12 protein-coding genes and 3 pseudogenes are annotated in these 11,819 nt (G+C 60.1%); 7 read left to right on the plus strand and 8 right to left on the minus strand.

Annotated elements, in window-relative coordinates:
* Positions 1–221: 221 nt before the first annotated feature.
* Positions 222–775: pseudogene (locus C725_RS16315) on the minus strand (integrase core domain-containing protein); the annotation flags it as partial.
* A gap of 43 nt (positions 776–818) precedes the next feature.
* Here C725_RS16315 and C725_RS16460 point away from each other — a divergent pair.
* A pseudogene (locus tag C725_RS16460) lies at positions 819–958 on the plus strand (integrase core domain-containing protein); the annotation flags it as partial.
* A 196-nt stretch (positions 959–1,154) separates the two neighbouring features.
* Entirely contained in the window at positions 1,155–1,382 is a 228-nt protein-coding gene (locus C725_RS16550; protein ID WP_008603967.1) for a hypothetical protein, read from the plus strand.
* Positions 1,383–1,829: 447 nt separating this feature from the next.
* Here C725_RS16550 and C725_RS16035 read toward each other — a convergent pair whose 3' ends face one another.
* The 6 genes from C725_RS16035 to C725_RS14750 all read right to left on the minus strand — a co-directional run bounded on the left by C725_RS16035 (position 1,830) and on the right by C725_RS14750 (position 5,660).
* Positions 1,830–2,072 carry a serpin family protein gene (locus C725_RS16035; RefSeq protein ID WP_078056332.1) on the minus strand — a complete coding sequence of 81 codons (243 nt, stop codon included), beginning with the start codon at positions 2,070–2,072 and terminating at the stop codon, positions 1,830–1,832.
* A 201-nt stretch (positions 2,073–2,273) separates the two neighbouring features.
* On the minus strand, positions 2,274–3,284 hold the full coding sequence (locus C725_RS14730) for a rod shape-determining protein (RefSeq protein ID WP_038283715.1): 1,011 nt from the start codon (positions 3,282–3,284) through the stop codon (positions 2,274–2,276).
* 542 nt (positions 3,285–3,826) lie between these two features.
* Positions 3,827–4,144 carry a TehB family protein gene (locus tag C725_RS14735; protein ID WP_008603969.1) on the minus strand — a complete coding sequence of 106 codons (318 nt, stop codon included), beginning with the start codon at positions 4,142–4,144 and terminating at the stop codon, positions 3,827–3,829.
* A gap of 10 nt (positions 4,145–4,154) precedes the next feature.
* Positions 4,155–4,556 carry a group III truncated hemoglobin gene (locus tag C725_RS14740; RefSeq protein ID WP_008603970.1) on the minus strand — a complete coding sequence of 134 codons (402 nt, stop codon included), beginning with the start codon at positions 4,554–4,556 and terminating at the stop codon, positions 4,155–4,157.
* On the minus strand, positions 4,553–4,915 hold the full coding sequence (locus tag C725_RS14745; RefSeq protein ID WP_008603971.1) for a response regulator transcription factor: 363 nt from the start codon (positions 4,913–4,915) through the stop codon (positions 4,553–4,555). The genes C725_RS14740 and C725_RS14745 overlap by 4 nt, the downstream gene beginning before the upstream one ends.
* Positions 4,916–4,970: 55 nt before the next feature.
* Positions 4,971–5,660 carry an alternative oxidase gene (locus tag C725_RS14750; RefSeq protein WP_008603972.1) on the minus strand — a complete coding sequence of 230 codons (690 nt, stop codon included), beginning with the start codon at positions 5,658–5,660 and terminating at the stop codon, positions 4,971–4,973.
* A gap of 206 nt (positions 5,661–5,866) precedes the next feature.
* Here C725_RS14750 and C725_RS14755 point away from each other — a divergent pair, with 206 nt between their 5' ends.
* From C725_RS14755 to C725_RS14775, 5 genes are all read left to right on the plus strand, one after another.
* The gene (locus C725_RS14755) at positions 5,867–7,291 is read left to right on the plus strand and encodes a sensor histidine kinase (protein WP_149864718.1); all 1,425 of its coding nucleotides are present in this window, start codon (positions 5,867–5,869) and stop codon (positions 7,289–7,291) included.
* Entirely contained in the window at positions 7,281–7,892 is a 612-nt protein-coding gene (fixJ, locus tag C725_RS14760) for a response regulator FixJ (protein ID WP_008603974.1), read from the plus strand. Before C725_RS14755 ends, fixJ begins: the two co-directional genes overlap by 11 nt.
* A gap of 136 nt (positions 7,893–8,028) precedes the next feature.
* Positions 8,029–9,240, plus strand: coding sequence for an NO-inducible flavohemoprotein (hmpA, locus tag C725_RS14765; RefSeq protein ID WP_008603975.1), 1,212 nt, complete (start codon positions 8,029–8,031; stop codon positions 9,238–9,240).
* Between the two features lie 345 nt (positions 9,241–9,585).
* Positions 9,586–10,203, plus strand: a complete 618-nt coding sequence (locus tag C725_RS14770) for a hypothetical protein (RefSeq protein ID WP_149864719.1) — start codon at positions 9,586–9,588, stop codon at positions 10,201–10,203.
* A gap of 175 nt (positions 10,204–10,378) precedes the next feature.
* A complete protein-coding gene (locus C725_RS14775) occupies positions 10,379–11,509 on the plus strand; it encodes a glutathione S-transferase family protein (protein ID WP_008603977.1) in 1,131 nt (376 codons plus the stop codon).
* Positions 11,510–11,655: 146 nt separating this feature from the next.
* On the opposite strand, the pseudogene C725_RS16320 reads toward C725_RS14775, so the two are convergent.
* A pseudogene (locus C725_RS16320) lies at positions 11,656–11,819 on the minus strand (IS630 family transposase); the annotation flags it as partial.

Raw genomic sequence — 11,819 nt, forward strand, 5'->3', positions numbered from 1 at the left:
GTCCTTTCTTTGAACGGGCTCACTTCTACGCCTGCATTCCGAGGAGATTTGCAAGCTCAAAGCCGAACCTACAACCCGATCCTCGATCCTGACGGCAGTCCCGTGGGCATTGTAAAGTTCGCCAGCGACATCACCGAAGCACGCTAGTGGGATGCCGAAGCGACGGGGTGTGACGCCGCGGTTGATCGCAGCCAAGCAGTGGTCGTGAGGCTCCGCCGGTTTCTCATCCCGGCGGATGCAGCATATTCTGCTGGCATCATCCACCCAAGAGCCGTGTGAGGTCGGCCCTCATTATAGTCCCGTTGCCCGGCTTCGATCTTGGTTTGGGCGTCCATCAGCGACAGGAACCAATGGCTGTTCAGGCACTCGTCGCGCAGGCGGCCATTGAGGCTCTCCACTTAGGCGTTGCCGGTCGGCTTACCCGATCGCGAGACGTCGAGCGTAACGCCGTTCTCGTATGCCCAACGGTCAAGTGCCTTCGAGATGAACTCCGGCCCATTGTCCACCCGAATGGTTGTCGGTGCACCACGTACCGATGGATCCGCGTCATCGCCCGGGGGACCTGTTCGCCCTTGATGCTCTGGTCGACGTCGATCGCCAGCGCTTCGCGGGTGAACGCATCGACGACCGTCAGCGCCCGCAAGCGCCGCCCGTCGAACAGCGCGTCCGAGACGAAGTCCATCGACCACATCTCGTTCGGCGCCGACGCCGCGGGCTGGCGTTCGCGGTTCGCAGCGCTGACGCGAAGACTTGGGTTTTGGAGGAACAATGGAAGGAAAATCTGCGGCTCTATAATGAGGCCTATATGGCTCGGCTAGATCGGCGTGAAGACGCTCTACATCGCGTTTGGGTCACCGCGGGAGAACGGCATAATGAGAGCTTCAACGGATCGCCGCGCCATGATCGGCTGAATGGCGAAATCTTCTACAGCCTCGCCGGAGCCGAGGTTCTGATCGAAACCTAGCGTAGCCATCTTCCTGAATGTTGCGATCGACGGCGTCCGACCTGGAGTCCGCTACTGAGTAAGGTGATTTCAGAGGCGATGTGACTCAAACTGCACCGGAAGGCGCCTAGAACCGATATCGCCGTGACTTGGGATCATTGTGTGCATCAAATAATACCTTGATGCACACTTTGCAGAGAATTGGCGAGACATGAAAATCTTTTCGCACAGCCGTCCGGCGATCGTAGCCTATCAGGATCTGCTGCGCCTTCATCTCGACGAGCGGGCCTCCGATCCGTTTGGCACAGTTGAGGAACGAAAGCGCAACGGAAGAACCTATCTTTACCAGCGCTTCCGGGCTGAGACTGAGATGATGAGCCGTATCTCGGCAAAGATAAGCCGGACCTACGTGCGCGCCTGGACCGCGCGGAAGCGCTGAAGGCCAGCGGGGAAGAACGCCGCAGGCGGATGGCCCAGCTTGCGAGGACACCTCATGCCGAGGGCTTGATCACAATCGATCGCGAGACAGGGTCGTTGCTTCTCGCATTCTCTCGGGCAGGAGTGTTCCGGCTCGGTTATACAATTGTGAGGACATCAGCTTACAGCCTCTATCAAGGCGACCTCGAGGTGCGCATGGCTCACGAGGAGCTGGCTCAAACGGCGACATCGATTTCGCCAGTTTCGAACGGCTTTCGGTTTGCTTTGAAGGGTGAGGTTGAAGAGAACCCCGCCGATACCCTGACCCTCACGTTCATTACGAAACCTGCGCTACCGTTTTGCGGCGGCGCATCGTAGGAAAGACGCACAGCGCGCCAGTCGCCGGCCGGTGCACAAGCGACCGACAATCTTCCCTCTATGAAATAGAAGTTCCGCTCGCAGCCGTCATTCAACAGGAACGAGACGTTCTTTCCACCCGAAAAGCGGTGCTCCAGTTCGTTTTGAAGAAAGTAGCTTTGACGAGGTATGCACCCGCATCGTGGTTGAGGCCAGTGCGATCGACCACCTGCGGTACGAGTCCTTCGGTAGCCTTGTCCGCCCAAGCGCTGATCGCCGTCAACGCCTTGTTCGGCTGCGAAGCGAAATCAAGCGTTTCGGTCGTTGCTGACGGAACGCGTGACGACAGTTCCATCTCATCTCCTATAGCTAAGCAGACTGTCAGTCGTGGCGAAGCCGGGGGGTTCTGATCGCCGGCCGCTGACGTCCGGCTTCTAAGTCCTACCAGGCACGGGCTGCGAAAACCTAGCCAATGCCGTTTCCCGTCCGCTGTGCCATGGAGGGAAAGAGCCGCTGCAAAGCCGGTTGTTCTTTTCCCAATACAATGACGTACTGCTTAATGCCGCCGAAATGCTATTTCTCCCAGACCTTTTGAAACGCATGCGAGTGGGTCATCAGCAACACGCACGTTCAGCCGTGTTCTGCAGCCAATAGAGGTGACCAAGATTGGGGCCACAGCGCCGCCGCCTGTCAGGACCACCCCGGACTCCACGATGTCTTCGTAAATAGCGGGGCTTACATCATTCAGTATGTCAGCAACGAGCTCCGATAGCTCAATGGCGTAGCGTTCCAAAATGAAAGAAAGCCCGAGTATCGGAACGTTTACCCGTTCTGGTCTTCCCCTCTCCACATTCAGGCCAGCCACTTCAACGACGTCATCTTGGGAATTGATTCGCGCCAGGGTTTCCAGCTTTAGCTTTTCGGCCGTCGAGTCCCCTATCCGGAAGCTATGCTGGGAATGCATGTAGTCAATGAAGGCCGTGTTTAGCGCAAAACCTCCTCCTCGAAGAGACTTGCGCAGCGCAATACGGCCGGAAGCCAGAACTGCGATTTCTGTCGTTCCGGCCCCGCACTCGATCAGCAGAGAGCCTCTCGGATCATTTCCAGAAATTCCGCACCCCAACGCTGCCGCAACCGGTTCAGCTACAATTTCCACGCCGCGCAGTCCTGCATCCTGTGCGATAGTGAGCAAAGCTTTATACTCGGCCTTCGTGGCATCAGCAGGAATGCCGATGAGCGCCCGAGGCGCACCGAAACGGCGTCTAGGCAGACTTTCTCTGATTGCGTGCTTGAGCAGCTCACGGCCAGCGTCGAGGTCGTGAACGATGCCATCACGCAGCGGACGAACGATGTGCTGGTCCCCAAACGTGCGCCCCTGCATCTCCTTGGCAGCGAATCCTACAGCGAGCAGCCTGTTACCCGTACGGTCTCCCGCAAAACAGCATACGGAAGGCTCATCGAAGGCAAGACTTTGGTCGCGCAGGAGCACCCTTGTATTGGCTGTTCCCAGGTCGATCGCGAGATCGATGTCGTCCCGATAGGACGGTACACTGTGGCTGAATGGCATAATGGATAATTAGTCGCCACGGACCGATTTGTCGCGTGTAATGGGTACGGCCGACCTCGCCCATTGAAGGCACTCACGCAATTCTTCGCTCTAAAGCAATTCGTGGACCCTTCAGCGTGCCGGAGGCGCTTCCCACTATATCAGGACTGCCAATACGATATTTGAGCGGTTTCCACACGAACTGAATCGATGGGGATACCCGCTCCGACAGCGTTGTGATTCAGAATTCTTGATGGGGGCGGAAGGCCAGCATGAATGCACGAACGCTTTGGCTCCCTCGTTCAGCATGGCGTCCTGCATCCGGCGGGGTGCCATCATTTGGACGGCAGGGTGTGCTCGTGCCAAGAGGTGGGGGGCGATAATCAGCCGATGACAACGACACGAAAATTCCAGCTGACATGATCTTTCACTGAAAATTTGGTCATGGCCGTCTGTTTCTAATTTTCAATCTCCTACTGGTCATGGGTCGTGGAACGCGCCTTGCTCACGCGCAACGTCTTCGATTCTTCAGCTCCGCCAGTCGCTCATGCCGGGATCGAGGCTTAGGCTTCTCGCAGGAACTCGACGTGGAAGCGCACCGGGCCGATCGGCTCCACATGGTGCAGGATTGTGGGCTCGACCACGCCGGGCGCGGTCTCCGGCGTCAGGTCGCGTTCGGCGGCCAAGCGGCGCGGGTCGGTCACGCGATAGCGCAGCACCCCCTGCTCGACATGGATCAGGCCCCAACTTCCTGTCTTGGTCGTATGGTCCTTCCGAAGCCCGGCAGGAATGGTGTCCTCGGTAAAGGTCGCGGTGCGGCTGTACGGTTCGAGCCCCTCGGCAAGCTCGCTCGCCGGTTCAACAGGTTGATCGCTCGTCATCACGCGCTCCTCACTTCGCCATTTCAAACTCTGCAAGCCTGTCCTTGTGGAACTGGATGCCGAGGGACAGGCTCTCCGCGATCCGCTCCGCTCTCTCCTGCATGTCCGCCGCAGCTTCCGGCGGAAGCTGCTCGCTTGTCGTCTTCGCCCACAGCTCCAGCCAGCGGGCAAAGACCGCAGGCGTGATCCGGCTTGCGTGCCGCACATGGGCCGGCATCGGCTGCCCCTTATAGCGGCCGCTCGCCAGCATCACGGAAGACCAGAAGGCCTGCAGCTTCTCCAGATGCTCCGACCAGTCCGCGACCGCGTCGTTGAAGATGGGACCGAGCAACGGATCCTGCCGCACCTCCACGTAGAAGGCGGGCACTACCCGGGCGATCTCCGCCTCCGAAACCACGCCGATGCTCATCATACCGCCTCCTTTTGCCTGAGCACACTACGGAGCGCCTGCGTCAGGTCGTTATTCAGCAGCGGCTTCTCGATCAGTGGGACACCGGCCGCATCTGCCAGTTTCCTTGTGCTGCGGGTTGGATTGGTCGCCATCAGCACCGTTGGCGTGTTGCATCCGCCGGCCCGCAGCTGTGCCAGCAGGGCGAGCCCGCCACTTGCCCCATGCCGCTGCTCGATGATGAGGCAAGCCGCACCTCGCGGGTTGGCCCCTGCGCTCGTCCCATCGAGTACGCGATAACCCTCCAGCGCCAACGCAAATTCGAGCGAAGCGAGGACGGATCGGTCCTGCTCGTACACAAGGATCGGGCGCTGATAGGCCATGTCCGGTCTTCCCAAGTGAAGGGGCCGGCACAGTCGCCCGCCAGCCCCGTCCGGTTCACGCCGCCTGCTTCCAGGTCGGCTCCAGCGCCACGTGCGGCGGGCATTCGGCCACCGTGCCGACGGGCAGCCCGGCCAGTTCGTTGGCATAGCCGTGGTTCACGTCGCGGTGATGAGCCTCGTCCGCCCGCACCACCAGCACTACGTCGCGTAATGTCGCGCTGTCGGGCAGGTCCCAGTACTTCTTTGCAATCTCCGGCGCGGGCACGTTATCACTGCGGCCCTCATCAATCTCAGTGAGGTAGTGGGTGTAGCTGATCACCGCTTCCTCCTCGAAATAGCCGACCACGCGATGCGCCGTCTTCGAGCTGACGAGGTACAGGGCGAAGAAGAACAGGTAGAACACCCACTGCACGCCGATGATCACCGCTCGCTCGAACAGAGTGGGCTTGGAGATCTCGATAAAGGTCATCAGGTGCATCCGCTCATTCTCGGCCTCGTCCATGAGCGTCTTGATCCAACCCTTATCGTCGCACATGCGGCGCAGGCAGGCCAGGTGGTTGATCGTGGCACCTACCATCCCAGGCACGGCGGCCACGGTCTCCAGCACGACGGCGCGGTGGCCATAGCGTTCCGCAAAGAAGGTGTCAGCGCACCAGCGCAGCGCCTTTGTGAAGCCAAAAGCGACTCGGTCGGAAAACCCACGGGGCTTGTGATGAACGCCAAGGTCGATGAAGGGGGCAGGCATTGGTATTCTCCGTCTAAGGCGTCGCCTTGAGGTGCGTCGCTGTTGAAGGCGATCTACGTTCGCTGCGAGAGGTCGAACATTTGGATATTGTCCCTACCACCAATCCCCTAAGGGCTCTTACGGAGGTCGGTTCAGCGCGTTTCGCCAGCCGTTTTCTTCCGCGTTTGTCGATCCCGGCTGCGTTGGCTTTGGCCGGTGTTGCGATCATGGCCGGAGCCGCCGTGCGCCTGGTGTTCGGCGAAGAGCTGGGTCAGCGCGCGACCTATATCTTCTTCATGCCTGGAGTTGTCGTAGCGAGCGCCCTCTCGGGCGTGCGCGCCGGCGCGGTGGCGGCGCTCGCGGGCGCGGGGGTAGGGCTTGTCTGCGACCTTCGCAGCGGCCCGATCGAGGACGGCAGCCTGATCGCGGCGACAGCCTTTGTGATGATCGGCCTGGCCGTCGCCGTGGGCGGCGAGTGGTTCCAGCACGCGCGGACCGAAACCGAAGCCGCTGCTGCGGGGCTCGCGCGGCGACAGACGCACTTGCGCTCCATTCTGGACACCGTTCCGGACGCGGTAGTGGTTATCGACGAGGCGGGGCTGATGCATGACTTCAGTCCCGCGGCAGAGCGCCTGTTTGGCTGGAACGCGGAGGAGGCGAGGGGCCGGAACGTCTCTATGCTGATGCCGGCCCCCTACAGAGAGGCGCATGATTCCTATCTGCAGCGCTATTACCGCACGGGCGAGCGCCGGATCATCGGCACGGGGCGAGTGGTGGTCGGCCAGCGGCGTGACGGGTCTACCTTCCCGATGGAGCTGGCTGTAGGTGAGATGCAACTGGACAACCAGCGCTACTTCACTGGTTTCATCCGCGACCTGACCGAGCGCCAGCAGACCGAAACGCGCCTGCAGGAGCTGCAGAGCGAGCTGGTCCATGTCTCGCGCCTCACCGCCCTGGGCGAGATGGCCTCCGCGCTTGCCCATGAGCTCAACCAGCCACTCTCCGCCATCGCAAATTACCTGAAGGGCAGTCGCATGCTGCTGGCGCGCGAGGAGGTGCCGCACGAAAAGGTCGCCGATGCGGTGGACCGCGCTGGGGAAGAGGCCCTGCGCGCCGGGGCCATCATTCGCCGTCTGCGCGATTTCGTCGCGCGCGGTGAGACGGAGCGCACAGTGGAAAGCCTGCCGAAGATCATTGAAGAGGCCAGCGCGTTGGCGCTGGTCGGCGCGCGCGAACATGACATCCGTATCCATTATTCGTTCAGCCCGAACCTCGATCTGGTGCTGGTGGACAAGGTTCAGATCCAGCAGGTGGTGGTGAATCTGGTCCGCAACGCGGTCGATTCGATGGCTGCCGCCGCTGCTCTGCCGCGCCGGGAGCTGACAATCCGGGTCGAGCCGTGGGGCGAAGAGATGGCGCAGGTCACAGTCGTCGACACCGGGCCCGGGATCAGCCCAGAGGTGGCCGATCAACTGTTCCAGCCATTCGTTACCACTAAGCGCACCGGCATGGGCGTCGGCCTGTCGATCTCCCGTACGATCGTCGAGGCACATGGCGGCCGCATCCGGGCGGAGACGAGCGCGTGTGGCGGTGCGCTGTTCTCCTTCACCGTCCAGCGCGTGAAAAAAGAGGAGTTGTTTGATGGCGGATGAGCCGATCGTCCATGTGATCGACGATGATGAGGGTGCGCGCCGTTCACTGGAGTTCCTGATCGACTGCGCGGGCTTAAAGGTGCGCAGCTTCTCCTCAGCCGATGCTTTCCTAAAGACCGGTTTACCGCTGGAGAACGCTTGCATCATCACCGACGTGCGGATGCCAGGGATGAACGGCATCGAAATGGCGCAGGAGTTGAAGCGGCGAGGCAACAATGTGCCGGTCATCGTCATCACCGGCCATGCCGACGTGCCGCTTGCGGTACAGGCGATGCACGCGGGCGTGTCCGATTTCATCGAGAAACCCTACGGGGACGAAACGATTCTCGGCGCGATCCGCACCGCCCTTGCTCGGCAAGCTGACAGAGACGAACTTCAGGCCGAGCGGTACCGGGTGCAGGAGCGGCTGGCGACGCTTTCGATGCGAGAGCGAGAGGTGATGGAAGGCCTGGTCGCGGGAGAGGCGAACAAGGCCATCGCCTATGACCTTGGCATCAGCGCCCGAACGGTGGAGGTATACCGCGCCAACGTGATGCTGAAGATGCAGGCGAAGACCCTGTCGGAACTGGTGCGGATGGTCACCATCGCCCGCCTCGCTTGATAGGCGGCTCGGCATCCCACCTCCGGTACGGCACGTAGGGACATGACCGAGAATGACGGTCTGCACGTCTGATCCTAGACCGATGCAAGGGCGTTGCACCGCCCTCTCATCCAAGAGGCAAAGCAGGAGCAAACTCATGTCCCGCACGCTAAGCGAGCAGACCGTCGCCATCGTCAAGGCCACTGTTCCGGCGCTGGAGGCGCACGGGCTGAACATCACGCGCGTCATGTATGCCCGCCTGTTCCAGGATCCGGCGATCCGCGATCTGTTCAACCAGTCTCATCATGGGGAGACGGGGTCGCAGCCGAAGGCACTTGCCGCCGCTGTTCTAGCATACGCCAAGAACATCGATAATCTGGACGTGTTACGCGACGCCGTGGAGCGGATCGCGCAAAAGCATGTCGGCCTGCAGATCTTGCCCGAACACTATCCTTCCGTTGCCAACGCCCTTCTGGCGGCGATCAAAGAGGTGCTGGGAGGCGCGGCGACGGACGAGATCCTCAACGCCTGGGGGGAGGCATACTGGTTCCTTGCCGACATCCTCATCGGCCGCGAAGCTCAGCTATATGACACGCTGGCCGATCAGCCGGGCGGGTGGCGCGGGTGGCGGGACTTCGCCGTGGTCGAGAAGTGCAAGGAAAGCGAGATCATCACCTCTTTCGTGCTGCGCCCCGTCGACGACGGCGCCGTGGTCAGGCATCGGCCGGGCCAGTACCTGACGTTGTGGTTGGACGGACCAGGCGAACACTCGCTCAAGCGCAACTACAGCATCTCTTCCGCGCCTAACGGCGAAACATATCGCATCAGCGTGAAGCGGGAGCCCCGGGGCATCGCTTCCAACTGGTTGCATGACGAGGTAGAGACCGGCACAACCCTCAAGGTATCCGTTCCAGCGGGCGAGTTCTTCCTAGCCGATACGTCCGAACGGCCGATCGTTCTGCTCAGCGGCGGCGTTGGACTCACCCCAATGATCAGCATGCTCGAAAGTCTGGTGCGGGAGGGCGCATCCGTGCCGATCCACTACATCCATGGCACGCTCAACGGCTCCACTCATGCCATGCGCGATCAGGTTCGGCAGCTGGCGAAACACGGCGGGGATGTGCGGATAACTACCTTCTACCAGAAACCCCGTTCCGAGGACGTACTGGGCCGCGACTATGACGAGCAGGGCCTGATCAGTGGCGATTGGCTCCATTCTCAAACACCCTTTGCCGCAGCGAACTACTACCTGTGCGGCCCCAAACCGTTCCTGCGCGCCTTCGTGGAAGATCTGACGGTCGCAGGGGTTTCGCGCGATCGGATCCATTTCGAGTTCTTTGGCCCCGCCGATGAGCTGATAGCCGCCTGATGCCCATCTCGCGCAAGAGCGGAGGGGCAGGCTCGATAAGAGCGCTGCGGGCGCCCATCAAACAGTGAAGGCTCCTTCCAGCCATTGGAGATTGACCAGCCCGTCCGAAAGTTTCTCCAGGTGCCAGCGGACGTTTTCGCCAAAGGGGTTAACCACGAGGCACGCAGCTCCGGGTGAAACGAACGTGACTAATGGGCTTGTTCAGCAAGCCCCGCGCGAGCCGCAGTCCCGTTGAAGATGCATCATTGCGGGCACTCGCTCATGCTTTATGACAAATTAATGATATCCGAATTGTCTAATATCGCCAGCAGGGTATGCCCATTCCCTCTGCGTTCGGCGCTACACTTGATCAAGGGATCGGTTCGATCTTGGCCTGCGATCGGCGTGCTTCTTATCGCGGGCTTTCTCGTCGCCTTGCATTTGGCCACATTGATTCCGACCGAACGGCGGAACCTGTTTCGCTTGGACCGCGAAGGTAGCATATCGGAGAGCTGGGAAGCGGTATTGCTGCTTTCATGCGGCGCCGTCTTTCTTCTCTGCTGCTTTCTATCGAGACGGAGTGTTTTTGCCACGCCGGCTGTGGCTACCGTCTACATGGCTCTCGACGGACGCATGGAGTTACACGAGCATGCGGCAAGATGGGTTGCGCCGGGCCAGCAGGACGTCGGCGAACTGATTTTCATGCTTTTCGTCGGAGGCGTGATCGGTGCATCGCTTTTCGCCACCTATCTAAACGCAAGGCCGCGCGAGCGAACTCAACTGGTTGCCATTTGCTTTCTTATGGGGGTCTTTGGTCTCGCGGCAGTCGGTGTCGACGCCCTTCACGCCTACCTCAGGACACGCATCCCGATATTGAACGAACCGTTGGTCCTTGTCGAAGACGGAGGCGAATTGCTAGCCATAACGGGCCTTTTCGCCGTCGCCATCGCCTGCCTCTCCGAAGCTGTCCGGCACAGGTGGTAGGCAGTTTAGAGGGACGGGATCGCCCTGCTATGGCGCTATCTGACAAGTCGTTACCGGTCAGACACGTTGAGGGTGGAAGCAGACCCGTCCCCCAAATCCGCTCGAAAAGGGGCTGACGACCTCTTCAGATAATCAGCCCTGCGGCTCGCCATATTATCTGCGATAGTCCCAGACTATGACAATCATCCTTTATGGGCTTCCCCACTCGCTCTACACCGGCAAAACTCGCGCCTATCTTCGCAAGCAGGGCTTGGTCTATGAAGAGCGCGCTCCATCGCATCCGCATTTTCAGAACGTCGTTCTTCCGGCCATTGGCCGAGGGATCATTCCAGTCGTGGTGCTGGAAGATGGCACGATCATTCAAGATACTGTCGACATACTCGATCACTTCGAGGAGCAGGGTGTCCGCTGCACTGCCCGGCCGCCGGCATCTTTACAACGCGTTCTTGCTCATATCGCGGAGCTCTATGCCGTTACGACCCTGACCCGGCACGCGATGCATTATCGCTGGTCCTATTTTGACGAGCAGGCAGCGTTTTTGAAGCATGCGTTCGCGGTCGGATCCGGTCCCGAAGCTGCCGCCAAGATCATGGGGCGTATGCAATCTTATCTGCCGGCCTTGGGCGTGACTGAACGCACGATTCCCGTGATCGAGGAGTCGTTCGAAATGCTGATCCAGCATTTGAATGCACATTTCGAGGCATGGCCCTACCTCTTCGGCGCTCAGCCATCGATTGGCGATTACGGACTCTTCGGACCACTATTCGCACACTTGGGACGGGACCCTGTTCCCGAAGCGGTCATGAAGGCGAAAGCCCCAAGCCTGTACCGATGGGTGGAGCGCATGAACGCACCCGATGCTGACATTCCGGAATACTCAGACATGCCGGCCGGATGTCATGACAATGAACCCTTACCGGCCACGATGACGCCAATCTTCAAGCAAATGGGAGAGGAGCTGTTTCCAGAGCTGAGCGATAAACTGGAAGGACTGAAGGCGATCGTCGAAGGTCGCGATCCGCAACCGGGTGAACCCGTAACCGAGAAGCCGCATCAGCGGATGATCGGCACGGTGCAGACCTCTTTTCGCGGCGTTGCCTGTGAAATCGGGCTTCAGCCCTATGGATTCTTCCTGTGGGCACGAGTGATCGATGCCTGGAAAGAGGCGCAGGCTGGAGAGCAGGACGCGATTCTCAACTATCTGACAGACACCGGTCTCGCTCCGCTCCTGACCAATCCTCTCCCGATTTGCGTCGAAAGACGAAATCACATCGAGGTCTGGGGTGAGCGATCTGAAGCGCTGTAGAATAAATTCGCTGCCCACCTGAGCACCAAAGCCAAACCGCCGTCGCGGGCACGGTGCTGACTGGCCGGTTTTATACGCGAGCGCGCCAATGCAAATAGGGGCTTCCGCTCTAGCTGCAGACATTGGAGCGCTTTCCGTTCAGTCTGATCATAGCCGCAGGAGCTGAAGTAGTTGGCGCATTCTTGCGGTTGCAAGAGGTCGACGAGCTTGCCGATGAGGTTCCATAATCCGGATACGGTTCGCTCGGCGGCCTTTCGCAGGATGGCCTTGAGGCGCGCGAAGGTCTTTTCAATCGGATTGAAGTCGGGAC

Source organism: Pacificimonas flava (assembly GCF_000342165.1).
In the GTDB taxonomy this organism is placed as follows: domain Bacteria; phylum Pseudomonadota; class Alphaproteobacteria; order Sphingomonadales; family Sphingomonadaceae; genus Pacificimonas; species Pacificimonas flava.